Here is a 15,744-nt window from a genome sequence, read left to right on the forward strand (position 1 = left end):
GGATCTTCTCTCGAAATCAGGAAGCGAACAGGGCATTGAAGGCGCGGGCGCGGCGGGTGACTTCCTGCGCGCTGTCGGCACCGAACAGGCCGTGGATCACCGCCAGCAGGTCGGCGCCATGGGCGATAAGCGGGGCGGCGTTGTCGAGGGTGATGCCGCCGATCACCGCGATCGGCAACTTGACCTGGGCGCGGGCCTGTTCCAGCAGTTCGACACCGGCGGCGGGCGCGCCTGGTTTGGTGACGGAATTGAAGAAGCGACCGAAGGCGACATAGCTTGCGCCCTCGCTGGCGGCCTGCTGCGCGAGGTCGAGGCTGGCGTGGCAGGTCGAGCCGATGATCGCCTGGCGGCCGAGCAGGGCACGGGCCGGGGTGAGCGGGCCGTCGGTCTGGCCCAGGTGCACGCCGACGCCCAGGCGCGCGGCCAGTTCGGCGGCGTCGTTGATGATCAGCTGAGTGCCGTAGCGTTCGCAGAGCTTCGTCAGCGCTTCAGCTTCGCGCAGGCGACGCCCGGCGTCGTCGCTCTTGTCGCGGTACTGCAGCAGGCAGACACCGCCTTCGAGTGCCGCCTCGACATGGCTCAGGAAACGGCCGGCGAGCAGCTGGCTGTCGGTGATGGCATACAGACCGCGGAGCGTCATCGGATGGCCTCGAGTCAGGAACAGAAATCCAGGGGCAGGCGGCGCGGCACGTACTGGCCCTTGCCCAGTTGCTCGGCGTCGCGCAGGGTCCGCCAGGTGTAGTCCAGGGCACTGCGCACGGCGCTCTCCAGGTGTTCGCCCAAGGCCAGGCGACCGGCCAGGGCGCTGGCCAGGGTGCAGCCCGAGCCGTGATAGCTGCCCGGCAGGCGCTGGCAGGTCCAGGTGTGCTGCTGGCCGTCGCGGCTGTACAGGCGGTTGTGGATTTCCACTTCGTCGCCGTGACCGCCGGTGATCAGCAGGTGTCTACAGAACGGCAGCAGCTTCTCGGCGCACTCGTCCGCCGTGCCTTCAGGCAGTTCCGCCAGGATACGCGCCTCTGGCAGGTTCGGGGTGGCGATGGTGGCCAACGGCAGCAGGCGCTCACGCAGCGCGTAGCCGACCTCGTCCTTGCCCAGGCGACCGCCGCCGCCGGCGCGCAGCACCGGGTCGCAGACCAGTGGCAGGTGCGGATGGTCGGCGAGTAGTTCGGCGACGGTGTCGACCATCTCGATCGAGCCGAGCATGCCCAGCTTCACCGCGGCCACCGTGGAGTCGGTCAGCACGGCATTGGCCTGGGCCAGCACCCACTCGCGGTCGAGCACGCGGAAGTCGGAAACGTTGACGGTATCCTGCACGGTCAGGGCGGTCACGGCGGGCGCGGCGTGACAGCCTTGGGCGATCAGGGCTTCGATATCTGCCTGCAGCCCGGCGCCACCACTGGGGTCGTGGCCGGAGAGACAGAGGACAACGGGGCGGGAGCTGTAGGTATTCATGGTCGGCGAGCTTATCACCAAACCTTTTTCTGCGGTTCGCTCGCGGCGAGAGAATTGCTGATCAAGTGGTCAGGTTGGGCTGGTTGTATATTCTGAAACATGCGTTCTAGAGCCTCTGCATGCAAATTGCCAGTAGCTGCTGGTCAGTGCGGGAGGCTATGCTAGAGTGCTCGGATAACTCGATAAATGGGTTCTGCCGGATCACGTCGTCTCAAAGGGATGGGAGGCAACCGCGACGCGACCGCACAGGCCATGCTGGGGCTGTATGCGCTATTTGCTGATTGTGCTTCTGGGCTGCTTGCCCATGCTGGCCGGAGCGGTCGAATTCGACAACGCCACCGGGCGCTTGCCGCTGGGCCGGTACATGCAGGTCTATGAAGACCAAGAGGGCAGCGCCAGCATCGCCCAGGTGAGTTCCGCGGCGTTTTCCGGGCGTTTCCAGGCACATCAGGACGAAGTGCTCAATGCGGGCTACTCCACCTCGGTGTTCTGGCTGCGGGTCGATCTCGCCTATGCCGCCGCCCCTTCGGCCGCGCCACGCCAGTGGTTGCTGGAACTCGCCTACCCGCCGTTGGATCACCTGGAACTCTTCCTGCCGGACGCGCAAGGCACCTATCGCCTGGCACGACGCACCGGTGACGCGTTGCCCTATGCCACCCGGGAAATCCGCCAGAACAACTACCTGTTCGAATTGCCGCTGCAACCCGGCCAGGCGACCACCGCCTACCTGCGTCTGCACAGCCAGGGCTCGATCCAGGCGCCGCTGACATTGTGGTCGGCCGAGGCCTACCTGGAGGACCAGCCCACCCGGCTTTATGTGCTGGGCATGATCTACGGCGTACTGCTGGTGATGCTGGTGTACAACCTGTTCATCTTCCTCAGCGTGCGTGATGTCAGTTACCTGTACTACATCCTTTATATCGCTTCGTTCGGTCTCTACCAGGTGTCGGTCAACGGCGCCGGCATCGCCTATTTCTGGCCGGACAGCCCATGGTGGGCCAACGCCGCCACCCCGTTGTTCATCGGTGCCGCCGGGCTGTTCGGCTGCCAGTTCGCCCGCCACTTCCTGCAGCTGGACAGCTTCAGCCGGGGCTTCGACCGCCTGCTGAAAGGGTTGATGGCCGGTGGCGCGCTGGTCATGGTGCTGGCGCTGACCCTGCGCTACGGCGTGGCGCTGCGCATGGCCACGGTGCTGGCGCTGCTGTTCACCGTCAGTATCTTCAGCGCCGGGCTCTATGCCTGGTGGCGCGGACTGCGTGTGGCGCGCTGGTTCATCATCGCCTGGACCGCCTTCCTCGCTGGCGGGCTGGTCAACACCCTGATGGTGCTGGGCTACCTGCCCAACGTGTTCATCACCATGTACGCCAGCCAGCTCGGCTCGGCGCTGGAGGTGGCGCTGCTGTCGCTGGCCCTGGCCGACCGCATCAACAGCCTGCGCGAGCAGCAGGCCCAGACCCTGCGCGAGACCGGGCGCACCCTGGAGCAACTGAACCTGCAGCTGGCGCGCAGCAACCGGCTCAAGGACGAGTTCCTGGCCACCGTGACCCATGAACTGCGCACGCCGATGAACGGCGTGATCGGTTCGCTGGAGCTGCTGCATACCCTGCCCATGAGCGCCGAGCAGGCCCAGTATCACCGCACCGCCACCGGTTCTGCCCAGGACATGATGGCGATGGTCGATGACATCCTCATCCTCACCGAACTGCAGGCCGGGCGCCTGCGCAACCAGGGCATGGCGTTCAGCCTGCGGCGCCTGCTCCAGGAGCTGCGCGCCGGCTATGCCAGCCAGGCGCTGGCCAAGGGTCTGTACCTGAGCCTGGACATCCCCGCCGACCTGCCCGACAGCCTGGTCGGCGATGCGCAGAAGCTCGCCCGCTGCCTCGCCTGCCTGGTGGACAACGGGCTGAAGTTCACCCACCAGGGGGGCGTCACCGTGCAGGCCCGTGGCCGGCGTACCGGGCCGGACAGCCTGGTCCTGAGCCTCACGGTCAGTGACAGCGGCATCGGCTTCGACGATCTGGACCAGGCGGTGCTGTACCAGCGTTTCTTCCAGATGGACGGTTCGATGACCCGGCGCTACGGCGGGCTGGGCATCGGCCTGTCGATCTGCCGGCAACTGGGCGAGTTGATCGGCGCGCAGTTGTCCCACGAGTCGACGCCGGGTCTGGGCAGCCGCTTCGAGCTGACCCTGGCCCTTGCGGTGGCGCAGGTGCAGGTACCACCGGCGCGTGCCGCCTCGGGGCTGGAGCGCTTCTGACAAATCGTGATCTACGTTTCCTGTAGGTGCGGCCTTGTGCAGCGAAAGGGCCGCAAAGCAGCCCCGGCGATCTTCGCCTCATGCTGAATTCTGGGGCCGCTGCGCGACCCTTTCGCGGCACAAGGCCGCTCCTACATTAGGGATTGCGCACGGTTGGAGGGCGCGAAGCGCCCCCATGTAGTCCGTTTTGTCACTTTGACTCGAGGGCCTGCGGTGCTTCACTGGGTTATCCAGGCATGAACGGATCCAGGAGGCCGCCGATGAACCTGCACCAGTTCGCTGAAACCCACGAAGTCACCAACCAGCCGCCGTCCCTGGACGGCGCCAACCTGTATCGCCTCGACCAGCCCCTGCAGGAGTGGTCGCGCCGCTTCGGCGCCGGCTGGGCCGAGTCGCGGATCGACGCCTATGGTGCCCTGGCCGGTGGCTCGCTGATGGCCGCGGGTTTCCTGGCCAACGCGCACAAGCCCGAGTTCAGCAGCCATGACCGCTATGGCCATCGTATCGACCTGGTGGAGTTTCATCCCGCTTATCACCAGTTGATGCGCACCGCCGTCGAGCACGGCCTGCCTTCGCTGCCCTGGGCCGAGCCACGGGACGGCGCCCACGTGGCGCGGGCCTCGATGACCTACCTGCACAGCCAGGCTGAAGCCGGCACCGGCTGCCCGCTGACCATGACCTTCGCCGCCGTGCCGGCCCTGCGCCTGCAGCCCGAGCTTGCCGGCTACTGGCTGCCGAAGGTCCTCGCCCGCGAATATGACCCGCGCAACGTCGGCGACCGGCACAAGGCCGGTGTCACCATCGGCATGGCCATGACCGAGAAACAGGGCGGCACCGACGTGCGCGCCAACACCACCCGCGCCTACCCGGTGGGCACGCCCGGCCCGGGCCAGCCCTATGAGCTGGTAGGCCACAAGTGGTTCTGTTCGGCGCCCATGTGCGACGCCTTTCTCACCCTGGCCCAGACCGACAAGGGCCTGAGCTGCTTCCTGCTGCCGCGCCACCGGCCCGACGACAACCGCAACCAGTTCTACATCCAACGCCTGAAGAACAAGCTGGGCAACTGTTCCAACGCCTCCAGCGAGGTGGAGTTCCGCGGAGCCCTGGCCTGGATGGTCGGCGAGGAGGGGCGCGGCGTGCCGACCATCATCGAGATGGTGGCCATGACCCGCTTCGACTGCATGGTCGGTTCCAGCGCCCTGATGCGCCAGGCCCTGACCCAGGCCGCGCACCATTGCGCATACCGCAAGGTCGGCGGACGGGTGCTGGCCGAGCAGCCGCTGATGCAGAACGTGCTTGCCGACCTGGCCTTGGAGAGCGAGGCCGCCCTGGCCCTGAGCCTGCGCATGGGCCAGGCCCTGGACCGCCTCGACGACCCGCAGCAGGCGCACTTTTCCCGCCTGGTCACGGCGGTGGGCAAGTACTGGATCTGCAAGCGCGCCCCCGGGATGATCAACGAGGCCGCCGAGTGCCTGGGCGGCGCCGGCTACGTCGAGGACAGCATCCTGCCACGGCTGTACCGCGAGGCGCCGGTCAACTCGACCTGGGAGGGCTCGGGCAACGTGCAGTGCCTGGATGTGCTGCGGGCCTTGTCGAAAGAGCCGGGCGTGCTCGAGGCGCTGTTCAGCGAGCTGGGAGACGGCCATGGCGACCCACGGCTGGCGGCGTTCATCGGTAACCTCAAGGGCGTTTTCGCCGATACCGGCGATATCCAGTACCGCGCCCGGCAACTGACCGAGGACATCGCCGTGGCGCTGCAGGCCAAGCTGTTGCTCGAGGCAGGCAACGCCACAGTGAGCGATGCGTTCATCGGCAGTCGCCTGGGCGGCGGCGGGCGGGTGTATGGCGCGTTGCCGCGCGGCGTGGATGTCGAGGCGCTGGTGGCCAGGGCAACGCCTGTCTGGGCCGGTTGAAGGATGGCTTCATCCCCCTGTAGGAGCGGCCTTGTGCCGCGAAAGGGCTGCAAGGCAGCCCCAGATCTCAGCGGTCAAGGCGGAAATTGCTGGGGCTGCTGCGCAGCCCTTTCGCGGCACAAGGCCGCTCCTACAGGGAATTGCTCAGCACCGACACTGGGGATGTATTTGCCCAGCAACGCAGGCAAGATGGCTGTCATGCATTCCATAAGACAGGAAGCCCAGCGTGAGCCAAGCGTTTGTAGTCGTTGATACCCCCGAACAGGCCGTCGACCGTCTGGCGGCCTTGCACGAACAGGCCACCGGGGCCCTGAGCCAGGCCCTCAAGCGCTATCTCAAGGACCGTACCGAGCCGGGTGACGAGGAGCGAGCGTTGTTCCGCTACCCGGCCCTGCGTCTCATCTATTCCAGCCAGGGCGAAGTCGCCGCGACCACCCGCGCCTACGCCAAGGTCCAGGTGGACGGCACCTACAGCGTCACCGTCACCCAGCCCGCGGCGTTCCGTGGCTACCTGCTCGAGCAACTGCGCCCGTTGATGCACGACTACACCGTGACCGTGGAAGTCGGTGTCAGCGAGCAGAACATCCCGTACCCCTACGTGGTCGACCAGGGCGACGAGCTGGCCGGCAGCGGCATCACCGCCGCGCAACTGGCGCGGGTGTTCCCCAGCACCGACCTGTCGGCGGCCACCGATAACACCGCCGATGGCCTGTACGACTGGGAAAGCGCCGAGACCCTGCCGCTGGCGCTGTTCGACGCCGCCCGCGTGGACTTCTCCCTGCGCCGCCTGGTGCACTACACCGGCAGCGACTGGCGGCACATGCAGCCGTGGATCCTTCTCACCAACTACCACCGCTACGTCGACCAGTTCATCGCCCATGGCCTCGAGCAGTTGCGCGAGGACCCACGCTTCGTGCGCATGGTCCTGCCGGGCAACGTGATCATCGAGAAGGGCATGGACAACGGCGAGGCCCAGGCCCTGGTCGCCAGCGTGGTCTGGCACCGCTACCAGATGCCGGCCTATCACCTGATCGCCGCCGATGGCGATGGCGTGACCCTGGTCAACATCGGTGTCGGCCCGTCCAACGCCAAGAACATCACCGACCACCTGGCGGTGCTGCGCCCGCACTGCTGGCTGATGATCGGCCACTGCGGCGGCCTGCGTCAGTCGCAGACTATCGGTGACTACGTGTTGGCCCACGCCTATATGCGTCGCGACGGCATCCTCGACCGCGTGGTGCCGCCGAATATCCCGATCCCGGCCCTGGCCGAGGTGCAGCTGGCGTTGCAGGAGGCGGCCGCGCAGGTCACCGGCGAGCGTGGCGAGCAGCTCAAGAAGCGCCTGCGCACCGGCACCGTGCTCACCTACGACGACCGCAACTGGGAGCTGCGCTGGGCCCAGGAACGTCCGTTGATCAACCTGTCCCGCGCCGTGGCGGTGGACATGGAGAGCGGCACCATTGCCGCCCAGGGCTACCGTCTGCGCGTGCCGTACGGCACCTTGCTGTGTGTCTCCGACAAGCCGCTGCACAGCGAGATCAAGCTGCCGGGCTCGGCCAACGCCTTCTACAACCGCGCGGTCAGCCAGCACCTGAAGATCGGCATCGCCGCCCTCGATCTGCTGCGTACCGAGCTCAACTCGCTGCACTCGCGTAAACTGCGCAGCTTCGATGAGCCGCCGTTCCGCTGAGGATCCATGTCCCTGCCACCCCGTAGCACACCGCGCCGCCCTGCGGCGCGGCCCACCGGCCCGCGTCGCCAGCCCAAGGCGCCGCCGACCGAGCCGCGCCTGATCCTGTTCAACAAGCCGTTCGATGTGCTCACCCAGTTCAGCGACGGCGAGGGGCGGGCCACGCTCAAGGACTTCATCGACATCCCTGGTATCTACCCGGCCGGGCGCCTGGACCGTGACAGCGAAGGCCTGCTGTTGCTGACCAACGACGGGCGCCTGCAGGCGCGCATCGCCGATCCGAAGCACAAGCTGGCCAAGACCTACTGGGTGCAGGTGGAAGGCGAGCCGAGCGAAGAGCAGCTACAGCGCCTGCGTGATGGCGTCGAGCTTAACGACGGGCCGACGTTGCCGGCCCAGGCGCGCCTGCTTGAGGAGCCCGAGCTGTGGCCGCGTAATCCGCCGGTGCGTTTTCGCAAGAGCGTGCCGACCGCCTGGCTGGAGCTGGTGATCCGTGAAGGGCGTAATCGCCAGGTGCGGCGGATGACGGCGGCGGTGGGCTTGCCGACCTTGCGCCTGGTGCGGGTGCGGATTGGCGACTGGACGATCGAAGGGCTGGACCAGGGTTGCTGGCGCGAAGTGCCGGCGAAGCTTTGAGCCGCACGCGTCCCCCTGTAGGAGCGGCCTTGTGCCGCGAAAGGGGCGCGTAGCGGCCCCCGATCTCAGCATCAAGGCAAAATTGCTGGGGCCGCTACGCGGCCCTTTCGCGGCACAAGGCCGCTCCTACAAGGAAGGGGAGAGTTGGCAGGCCGCTACACCCCCTCAAGAAACCCCACCACCACGCTCTTGATGATGAATGCCAGCACGCCAAGGCCCAGCACAAAGAACAGGATCAGCGTGCCAAAGCGCCCGGCCTTGGACTTCTTCGCCAGGTCCCAGACGATGAAGCCCATGAAACCGATCAATACGGTGACCAGGACGATCATCATCCATTCTTCGAATACTGCGGGATCCATCGGTTCACTCCAGGCAGATTGAGCCCCCGATCATACGCCGGACTCGGGAGGATTCAACGCAGGTGAGTCAATGGCAGCTCGGTGCTGGCCAGCACCTGGTTGAGCACGAAGCTCGAGCGTACGCTGGTCACGCCTTCGATACGGGTCAGGCTGCCCAGCAGCAGTTTCTGGTAGTGGTCCATGTCCGGCACCACCACTTTGAGCTGGTAGTCGGCGTCCATCCCGGTGACCAGGCTGCACTCGAGCACCTGGGGCAGGCTGCGGATCGCCGCCTCGAAGGTCTCGAAGCGCTCGGGCGTGTGCCGGTCCATGCCGATCAGCACATAGGCCGTCAGGCTCAGGCCGAGCTTCTTGCGGTCCAGCAGGGCCACCTGGCGCGAGATGTAGCCGTCGTCCTCGAGCTGCTTGACCCGACGTGAGCATGGGGAAGGCGACAGGCCGATGCGTTCGGCCAGTTCCTGGTTGGAGATGCGCGCATCGCGCTGCAATTCGGCGAGGATGCTCAGGTCGTAGCGGTCGAGCTTGCTCATGGAAAGGGCCTTTTCTGTTCAGATTGCTGCGAATTATCGATCCTGAGTGAAAAATTGCGCAAGCGCTATTTATCAGAGCAATCTTCGCAATCCTCTGCCCCGGCGTCTGGCCTATCTTTATCACCAGAATCACTGCCCGGACATCAGTCCACGGCGACGCGCCCTAGGCGGGCGGTCGCGGCCAGCCATCCAACAGGATCCGCCAGGCCCCCGGGCTACGCACTGTCCAGAAGACGGCGCGAGGTGAGCCGGTGCCACAAGCGCCGAGCACGGACGACAATTCCCGAAGGGAGGCCGCAAGGCCTCCCTTTTTTATTGCGTAGCAGGCTGCGCTTGCCAGGCCAGCGAGCAGCCAATGCAGGTCTTCGAGCAGTTGGCGCACCAGGTTGTTGGCTAATTTAATCTGCCGGTCGTGTTCTGCGGAGTAGACTGCCGACGATAATGGCGGGCGTTTCAATCGAGAGGAACAACATGGGTTCGCGCATCTGGCGGTTGGCAGGTGTTGGTTTGCTGGGCCTGGGCATCAGCCTGGGCGCCCTGGCCGAAGGGCCTGGAGAAGGGCATGACGGTCGTGGCGGCCAGCAGGAGCAGGGCGGTGGCGAACGGCGTGGATCACCGCTCAATTCGCGTGATGAAGTGCGCCAGACGCAACCGCCACGCCAGGGCTACTACCAGGACATTCCCCGTCGCTACGGCGACAACCGTTACTGGGAAGCGGGTGGTCCGGGTCAGCGCCCCGGTGGCGACTGGTCAGGCCGGCCCGATGGGCATGGCAATGGCTGGGGGCCAGGGCCGCAGTACCATCCCGGGCATACCGTCGAGCGCTTCCCGGACCGTTACTGGAAAGTGCCGTACCGCGGGCAGGACTATTTCTACTCCGGCGGCTACTGGTACCGGCCCCATGGCGGTGGCTACGTGGTGGTCACGCCGCCCTACGGTGTACGGGTCGACTACCTGCCGTCCTATGCCCGTGAAGTGTGGCTGAGCGGTGCGCTGTTCTTCCTGGTGGCCGACACGTATTACCAATACCAGGCCAACAGCCGCGAGTACGTGGTGGTCAACCCGCCCGCCGTGGCGCCTGCGCCAATGCCGCAGCAGGGCAGCGGCTACGATGTGATCGCCTATCCGATGTACGGCCAGGGGCCGGAGCAGCAGGAGCAGGACCGCTATCAATGCCATCGCTGGGCGGTGAGCCAGTCGGGCTTCGATCCGGCGACCGCCAGCTATGCGCCGCCGGCCAATGTGACGGACAACTATCGACGGGCGTTGGGGGCGTGCCTGAGCGGGCGCGGCTACAGCATCAATTGACGGGGTATTCGCGATAACGGGCTACACCGGGTCGGCGTGGACCATCACATCGGCCCGCGGGTAGCGCTGGCGAATGACGTGCGAGGCCTGCACGCACAGCTCATGGGCGGCATGCAGCGGCATGTCGCCGGGCAACTCCAGATGCAGTTGCACGAACCACTGGCTGCCGGACACCCGCGTGCGCAGGTCGTGCACCCCCTTCACCCCGGGGATCGCCAGCACCACCTCCAGCATGCGCTCGCCGATATCGGCCGGCAGTTCCTTGTCCATCAGGATCGCCGTGCTCTCGCGGGCGATCTGCAGCGCGCTCCACAGGATGTACAGGGCGATACCCAGGCCGAACAGGGCGTCGAGCTGCGGCCAGCCGAAGCGGGCCAGCAGCAATGCCAGCAGGATGCTGGCGTTGAGCAGCAGGTCGGAGCGGTAGTGCAGCGAGTCCGCGCGCACGGCGGTGGAGCCGGTCAGGCGGATCACCTTGCGCTGGAAGGCCAGCAGCGCCACGGTCAGCGCCAGTGACAGCAGCATTACCGCGATGCCGGCGGCGGTGTCGCCCAGGGGTTCCGGCGACTTCAGCCGCTCAAACGCCTGCACCCCGATCAGCACCGCGCTGACCCCGATGAACAGCGCCTGGGCCATGCCGGCCAGGGCTTCGGCCTTGCCGTGGCCGAAGCGGTGGTCGTCATCGGCCGGGCGCAGCGCGTAATGCACCGCCAGTAGGTTGAGGAAGGAGGCGGCGGCATCCAGTGCCGAGTCGGTCAGCCCGGCCAGCAGGCTGACTGAGCCGCTCAGCCACCAGGCCACGGCCTTGCTCAGCACCAGGATGCAGGCGACGCTCAGCGAGGCGCGGGTGGCCAGGCGCAGCAGGCGTTGATGTTCGGCGGTGGCGGTCATGCGCAGGGGATCATCCGGATCAGGTCAGGCCGCAGGTACCAGGCCGTAGCTGGCCAGTTGCTCGACACTGCCGCGGTGCTGGATCAGCCGCGGGTCGTTCAGCGGCAGGCGCTGGCCCAGTTCGCTTTCAAGGATAGCCTGCAGCTTGGTCCGGTCGACCTGGCCATCGGCATTGATCGCCGGCTTGAGCTTGGCCGGGTCGACCTGGGCCGTGGTGCCCCCGGGGTAGTAGATGGCACCCGTGGCGAAGTCGATGCCGAAGGCGATCAGGCCGGGAATGACATAGAACAGGATACCGATGGCATCCAGCGCCGCGACCACCGGATCGATCTTGCCTTCGATCTGGCCGCGACGGTCGGGGTAGAACAGGGTGCCGCAGGCCGTCAGCTGGGTCAGCAGGGTGGCGATGAGGGCGCCACCGATGACGCGGGAAGGGATGCGCATGTGAATCTCCGGAAGATAACGACAAACAACGGCGCGGCAATCGCCTGCGCCTGAGGTTAAGACCATGATAGGGCAGCCTCGGTTCGCCGTTATACTCGGTCGATTGTTCGAGGACCACCATGATTTCATTACCGATCGATGCCGTACTGTCCGACCTGCGCCAGGCCCTGGCCGAACGTGACGAAGCGGTGCTCGAGGCGCCTCCCGGCGCCGGCAAGACCACCCGCGTGCCACTGGCCCTGCTCGCTGAGCCCTGGCTGCGGGGACAGACCATCCTCATGCTCGAACCCCGGCGCCTGGCCGCCCGCGCCGCCGCCGAACGCCTGGCCAGCGAACTGGGCGAGAAGGTTGGCGAAACCGTGGGCTACCGCATCCGCCTGGACAGCAAGGTCGGCCCGAACACGCGCATCGAAGTGGTCACCGAGGGCATCCTCACCCGCCGCCTGCAGGCGGATCCTGCGCTGGAGGGGGTGGGGCTGCTGATTTTCGATGAATTCCACGAACGCAGCCTGGATGCCGACCTGGCCCTGGCCCTGAGCCTCAACGGCCGGGCGCTGTTGCGCGACGAGCCGCCTCTGAAGATCCTGCTGATGTCGGCGACGCTGGAGGGCGAGCGGTTGTCGCGCCTGCTCGACGACGCGCCGATCGTCAGCAGCCAGGGGCGCATGCATCCGGTGGATATCCGCTGGAGCCGCCCCTGGCAGCCTGGCGAGTTTGTCGAGCCGCGGGTGGTCGACTGCGTGCTCCAGGCCCTGGCCGACGAATCCGGCAGCTTGCTGGTGTTCCTGCCCGGACAGGCCGAGATCCGCCGTGTGCACCAGGCGCTGCAGGAGGCCGTGGGCGAGCGTCCGGACGTCCTGCTCTGCCCGCTGCACGGCGAGCTTGACCTGAGCGCCCAGCGCGCCGCCATCGAGCCGGCGCCCAAGGGCCAGCGCAAGGTGGTGCTGGCCACCAATATCGCCGAAACCAGCCTGACCATCGACGGTGTGCGCGTGGTGATCGACGCAGGTCTGGCGCGGGTGCCGCGCTTCGACCCCGGCAGTGGCATGACCCGCCTGGACACCCAGCGTATTTCCCGCGCCAGCGCCACCCAGCGTGCCGGGCGAGCCGGGCGCCTTGAACCCGGCGTGTGCTATCGACTGTGGTCCGAGGCGCAACACGACCAATTGGCGGCCCACGGCAGCGCCGAGATCCTCCAGGCCGACCTGGCCGGGCTGGCCCTGCAGCTGGCGCGCTGGGGCGTGCCGCCGGAGCAGCTCAGCTGGCTCGACCAGCCACCGGCCGCTGCCTACGGCCAGGCTCAGGACCTGCTGGCCCGGCTCGGTGCCTTCAAGCCCGGGTGCCGCGACAACCTGAGCACCCATGGCCAGGCCATGGCCGAGCTGCCTGCGCATCCGCGCATCGCCCACCTGCTGCTGCGCGGCCAGGACCTCGGATTGGCCGACATGGCCTGCGATGTCGCCGCGTTGCTGGGCGAGCGCGACATCCTGCGCGGCGGCGGTGCCGACCTGCATAGCCGGTTGGCCCTGCTCAGCGGCGAAAGCCGCGCCTCCCGTGGCGGGCAAGGCGGCGTGCAGCGCGCCCGGCAACTGGCCCGGCAGTATCGCGGCCAGTTGCGTGGCAAACCGCGCAGCCCGGTCGCCGACCCCGATCATCCTCGCTGGCTGGGCGCGGTGCTGGCGCTGGCCTACCCCGACCGGGTGGCGCAGCAGCGTCGCGAAGGCGGCGCCGAGTACCGCCTGGCCAATGGCCGTGCAGCGCTGTTCGCCGAAGCTGATGCACTGATGAAAAGCCCGTGGCTGGTGATCGCCGACCTGGGCAGCCGCCAGGGGCAGCGTGAGGAGCGCATCTACCTGGCCGCCGAGTTCGATCCGGCGCTATTCGACGGAGTGCTGGCCGAGCAGGTGGAGCAGTTCGACCTGCTCGATTGGGACGAGCGTGAACAGGTGCTGCGCGCCGAGCGCCAGCGCAAGGTCGGCGAACTGGTGCTCAGCCGCGAGCCGCTGCCGGGGCTGGATGACGACGCACGGGCCCGGGCATTGCTGGGGCTGGTGCGGCGCAAGGGCCTGAACTTGCTGACCTGGACCCCGGAACTGCGCCAGTGGCAGGCCCGTGTCGCTATGCTGCGTCAGCTGGACCTGGAAAAGGACGGCCACAGCGAGTGGCCCGACCTGGGCGACGACGCCTTGCTCGCCAGCCTGGAAGACTGGTTGCAACCTTATCTGGGCAAGGTGTCGCGGCTGAGTCATTTCGCCAGCCTGGACCTGCCCTCGATGCTGCGCAACCTGCTGCCCTGGCCGCTGCCACAGCGCCTGGATGAGCTGGCGCCATCACACCTGGCGGTGCCTTCGGGCTCCAGCATTCGCCTGGACTACAGCGAGCAGCCACCGATCCTCGCCGTGCGCCTGCAGGAGCTGTTCGGCCTGGCTGACACCCCGCGCATCGCCAATGGCCGCCAGCAGGTCAAGCTGCACCTGCTGTCACCGGCGCGCCGGCCGGTGCAGGTGACCCAGGACCTGGCCAACTTCTGGCGCACCACCTATGCCGAGGTGAAGAAGGACCTGAAAGGGCGCTATCCCAAGCACTACTGGCCGGACGATCCACTGGTGGCGGAGGCCACGGCCAGGGCCAAGCCAAGGAAAGCCTGACGCCTGGGGAATGCCGGTCTCAGGCGCTGGCTTCACCCTCGAGCAGCATGAACAGGCGGTACAGCACCACGGTGCTGAACAGTTGCAGGAAGCCGCTGAGGCTGTCCAGCGCCAGTTGCACACCAGGCTGCGGCTCGGGGAACAGTTGCAGCAGCAGGCCGTCGATCAGCCACAAAGGCGCCAGCACCGACAGCATGCAGACCATGATGCGCAGGAAGTGCCCGGTGGTCATGCGCGCGCTGGTGCGCATCGACTCGATCACCGGCAGGCCGCGCAGCACCAGCAGGTACTCGGCGAACACCAGGTTCACCATGATCCACACGCCGGGGAAGATGAGCAGCGCCAGGCCCGCCATGATCAGCAGCGAGCTGATCACGATCAGCAGGGCCAGCATCGGCCACAGTTGCAGGGCGCGGGCGAACAGGTCGCGCTTGGCGGTGTCCAGGCCGTTGCTGCGGGTGTCGAGGTAGAGGATCAGCGCGGCGCTGTACAGCGGGTAGAACAGCAGGCTGACGAGCATGCCGTAGGCCGGCGAGGCCTGCTCGCCCAGCTGGCTGTAGAGCAACTGGGTGCCGAGGGCCTCCAGTACCACCAAAGGCAGGCACAGCTGGAGGATGCTCGTCAGGTGACGGCGGAAGAAGTACAGGGAGTCGCGCAGAACGCTCAGCGGATTCATCGGTCAACATCGCATGGCAGAAAAAGCAGGGCGTAACTTTAGCCCAGTCGGCCCGCTTGCTGAAAAAAGTTTCATGGCCCGGACAATTGAATCGCCAAGCCCGGGCCTCCATCTTTGACGCTGTCCGATGTCCTGTTCAGCGCACGAGGTTGCCCCGATGAACACTGAAGAACAAACCCTGATCGATGGCCTGTTCGGCCGTCTCAAGCAAGCCGAGGACCCGGCCCAGCCGCGCGATGCCCAGGCCCAGGCGCGCATCGAGGAGCACCTGCGCCAGCAGCCGGCGGCGCCTTACTACATGGCCCAGGCGATCCTGGTCCAGGAGACGGCGATCAAGCGCCTGGACGAGCAGAACAAGCAGCTCGAGGCCGAACTGCGCCAGGCTCGCGCGCAACTGGATGCAAGCCGCCCCAGCAGTGGCGGTGGTTTCCTCTCCAGCATCTTTGGCGCGGGAGCCCGCAATCCAGAGCCGCAGCGCCCGGTCGCGCCGCCGCCGACTTCTGCGGGTGGCTGGCGTGAACCGGCGTCCCAGGCCTATGCCCCGCCACCGCAGCAGCCGGGCTTCGGCGCGGCGCCCGCCCCGGCGCGCAGTGGCGCCAGCAGCTTCCTCGGCGGTGCCATGCAGACCGCCGCGGGTGTGGCCGGTGGCGTGTTGCTGGCCCAGGGCATCAGCAGCCTGTTCAACCACAACTCGCAGCCTGAGGAGATCGTCGAGGTGATCAAGGAAGCGCCGGCGCCGGCCAGCGACGCGGGTGGCTGGAATGACCAGGACAGCCAGCGCCAGGTGGCGGACAGCGGGGGCTGGGGCAATGACCAGGGTTGTTATGCCGATGCCGGTTACAGCAATGACGATGGCGGCTTCTTCTCGGACGATGACTACGTCTGAGGGCCTGACAGACCTGATGCACCGCAGGGGCGCCTCGCGCCCCTCACGGACACA

At 67.0% G+C, this 15,744-nt stretch carries 14 protein-coding genes; 7 read left to right on the forward strand and 7 right to left on the reverse strand.

The window, feature by feature from the left end; genetic code table 11:
- Positions 1-16 precede the first annotated feature (16 nt).
- Positions 17-640, reverse strand: a complete 624-nt coding sequence (gene thiE / locus PRtIB026_RS06190) for a thiamine phosphate synthase (protein ID WP_203648149.1) — start codon at positions 638-640, stop codon at positions 17-19.
- A gap of 14 nt (positions 641-654) precedes the next feature.
- Positions 655-1,452, reverse strand: a complete 798-nt coding sequence (locus tag PRtIB026_RS06195; RefSeq protein WP_203648148.1) for a hydroxymethylpyrimidine/phosphomethylpyrimidine kinase — start codon at positions 1,450-1,452, stop codon at positions 655-657.
- Between the two features lie 265 nt (positions 1,453-1,717).
- Here PRtIB026_RS06195 and PRtIB026_RS06200 point away from each other — a divergent pair, with 265 nt between their 5' ends.
- The 4 genes from PRtIB026_RS06200 to PRtIB026_RS06215 all read left to right on the forward strand — a co-directional run bounded on the left by PRtIB026_RS06200 (position 1,718) and on the right by PRtIB026_RS06215 (position 7,948).
- Complete coding sequence (locus PRtIB026_RS06200; RefSeq protein ID WP_203648147.1) at positions 1,718-3,709, forward strand: sensor histidine kinase; 1,992 nt, start codon at positions 1,718-1,720, stop codon at positions 3,707-3,709.
- Positions 3,710-3,969: 260 nt separating this feature from the next.
- Positions 3,970-5,622, forward strand: a complete 1,653-nt coding sequence (locus tag PRtIB026_RS06205) for an acyl-CoA dehydrogenase family protein (RefSeq protein ID WP_203648146.1) — start codon at positions 3,970-3,972, stop codon at positions 5,620-5,622.
- Between the two features lie 226 nt (positions 5,623-5,848).
- A complete protein-coding gene (amn, locus tag PRtIB026_RS06210; protein WP_203648145.1) occupies positions 5,849-7,312 on the forward strand; it encodes an AMP nucleosidase in 1,464 nt (487 codons plus the stop codon).
- 6 nt (positions 7,313-7,318) lie between these two features.
- Complete coding sequence (locus PRtIB026_RS06215; protein WP_244670933.1) at positions 7,319-7,948, forward strand: pseudouridine synthase; 630 nt, start codon at positions 7,319-7,321, stop codon at positions 7,946-7,948.
- A gap of 155 nt (positions 7,949-8,103) precedes the next feature.
- On the opposite strand, the gene PRtIB026_RS06220 is transcribed toward PRtIB026_RS06215, so the two are convergent.
- Positions 8,104-8,307: a DUF2788 domain-containing protein gene (locus PRtIB026_RS06220; protein WP_023378567.1), complete on the reverse strand. Its 204-nt coding sequence runs from the start codon at positions 8,305-8,307 to the stop codon at positions 8,104-8,106.
- A gap of 53 nt (positions 8,308-8,360) precedes the next feature.
- On the reverse strand, positions 8,361-8,837 hold the full coding sequence (locus tag PRtIB026_RS06225) for an Lrp/AsnC family transcriptional regulator (RefSeq protein ID WP_011535815.1): 477 nt from the start codon (positions 8,835-8,837) through the stop codon (positions 8,361-8,363).
- Positions 8,838-9,308: 471 nt separating this feature from the next.
- Here PRtIB026_RS06225 and PRtIB026_RS06230 point away from each other — a divergent pair, with 471 nt between their 5' ends.
- Positions 9,309-10,145: a DUF6515 family protein gene (locus tag PRtIB026_RS06230; RefSeq protein WP_203648144.1), complete on the forward strand. Its 837-nt coding sequence runs from the start codon at positions 9,309-9,311 to the stop codon at positions 10,143-10,145.
- Between the two features lie 21 nt (positions 10,146-10,166).
- Here the strand turns inward: PRtIB026_RS06230 and PRtIB026_RS06235 are convergent, their stop codons facing one another.
- Together PRtIB026_RS06235 and PRtIB026_RS06240 are read right to left on the reverse strand one after the other, a co-directional pair.
- Entirely contained in the window at positions 10,167-11,036 is an 870-nt protein-coding gene (locus PRtIB026_RS06235) for a cation diffusion facilitator family transporter (RefSeq protein ID WP_203648143.1), read from the reverse strand.
- A gap of 24 nt (positions 11,037-11,060) precedes the next feature.
- Positions 11,061-11,480, reverse strand: coding sequence for a polyribonucleotide nucleotidyltransferase (locus PRtIB026_RS06240; RefSeq protein WP_203648142.1), 420 nt, complete (start codon positions 11,478-11,480; stop codon positions 11,061-11,063).
- Between the two features lie 119 nt (positions 11,481-11,599).
- Between PRtIB026_RS06240 and hrpB the strand changes: the two genes are divergently transcribed.
- A complete protein-coding gene (gene hrpB, locus PRtIB026_RS06245; RefSeq protein ID WP_203648141.1) occupies positions 11,600-14,128 on the forward strand; it encodes an ATP-dependent helicase HrpB in 2,529 nt (842 codons plus the stop codon).
- A gap of 19 nt (positions 14,129-14,147) precedes the next feature.
- On the opposite strand, the gene PRtIB026_RS06250 is transcribed toward hrpB, so the two are convergent.
- Positions 14,148-14,804, reverse strand: a complete 657-nt coding sequence (locus PRtIB026_RS06250; RefSeq protein WP_203648140.1) for a hypothetical protein — start codon at positions 14,802-14,804, stop codon at positions 14,148-14,150.
- Positions 14,805-14,961: 157 nt separating this feature from the next.
- On the opposite strand from PRtIB026_RS06250, the gene PRtIB026_RS06255 reads away from it, so the two are divergent.
- Positions 14,962-15,690, forward strand: coding sequence for a DUF2076 domain-containing protein (locus PRtIB026_RS06255; protein WP_267813713.1), 729 nt, complete (start codon positions 14,962-14,964; stop codon positions 15,688-15,690).
- Positions 15,691-15,744 lie beyond the last annotated feature (54 nt).

This window comes from Pseudomonas sp. RtIB026 (assembly GCF_016861355.2).
GTDB classification, from domain to species: Bacteria; Pseudomonadota; Gammaproteobacteria; order Pseudomonadales; family Pseudomonadaceae; genus Aquipseudomonas; species Aquipseudomonas peradeniyensis.

Excerpts from the sequence above, each read along its gene's own strand:
- thiE (WP_203648149.1), bottom strand. The coding sequence starts at position 640 with ATGACGCTCCGCGGTCTGTATGCCATCACCGACAGCCAGCTGCTCGCC.
- PRtIB026_RS06195 (WP_203648148.1), bottom strand. The coding sequence starts at position 1,452 with ATGAATACCTACAGCTCCCGCCCCGTTGTCCTCTGTCTCTCCGGCCAC.
- PRtIB026_RS06200 (WP_203648147.1), top strand. The coding sequence starts at position 1,718 with ATGCGCTATTTGCTGATTGTGCTTCTGGGCTGCTTGCCCATGCTGGCC.
- PRtIB026_RS06205 (WP_203648146.1), top strand. The coding sequence starts at position 3,970 with ATGAACCTGCACCAGTTCGCTGAAACCCACGAAGTCACCAACCAGCCG.
- PRtIB026_RS06215 (WP_244670933.1), top strand. The coding sequence starts at position 7,319 with ATGTCCCTGCCACCCCGTAGCACACCGCGCCGCCCTGCGGCGCGGCCC.
- PRtIB026_RS06220 (WP_023378567.1), bottom strand. The coding sequence starts at position 8,307 with ATGGATCCCGCAGTATTCGAAGAATGGATGATGATCGTCCTGGTCACC.
- PRtIB026_RS06225 (WP_011535815.1), bottom strand. The coding sequence starts at position 8,837 with ATGAGCAAGCTCGACCGCTACGACCTGAGCATCCTCGCCGAATTGCAG.
- PRtIB026_RS06230 (WP_203648144.1), top strand. The coding sequence starts at position 9,309 with ATGGGTTCGCGCATCTGGCGGTTGGCAGGTGTTGGTTTGCTGGGCCTG.
- PRtIB026_RS06235 (WP_203648143.1), bottom strand. The coding sequence starts at position 11,036 with ATGACCGCCACCGCCGAACATCAACGCCTGCTGCGCCTGGCCACCCGC.
- PRtIB026_RS06240 (WP_203648142.1), bottom strand. The coding sequence starts at position 11,480 with ATGCGCATCCCTTCCCGCGTCATCGGTGGCGCCCTCATCGCCACCCTG.
- hrpB (WP_203648141.1), top strand. The coding sequence starts at position 11,600 with ATGATTTCATTACCGATCGATGCCGTACTGTCCGACCTGCGCCAGGCC.
- PRtIB026_RS06250 (WP_203648140.1), bottom strand. The coding sequence starts at position 14,804 with ATGAATCCGCTGAGCGTTCTGCGCGACTCCCTGTACTTCTTCCGCCGT.
- PRtIB026_RS06255 (WP_267813713.1), top strand. The coding sequence starts at position 14,962 with ATGAACACTGAAGAACAAACCCTGATCGATGGCCTGTTCGGCCGTCTC.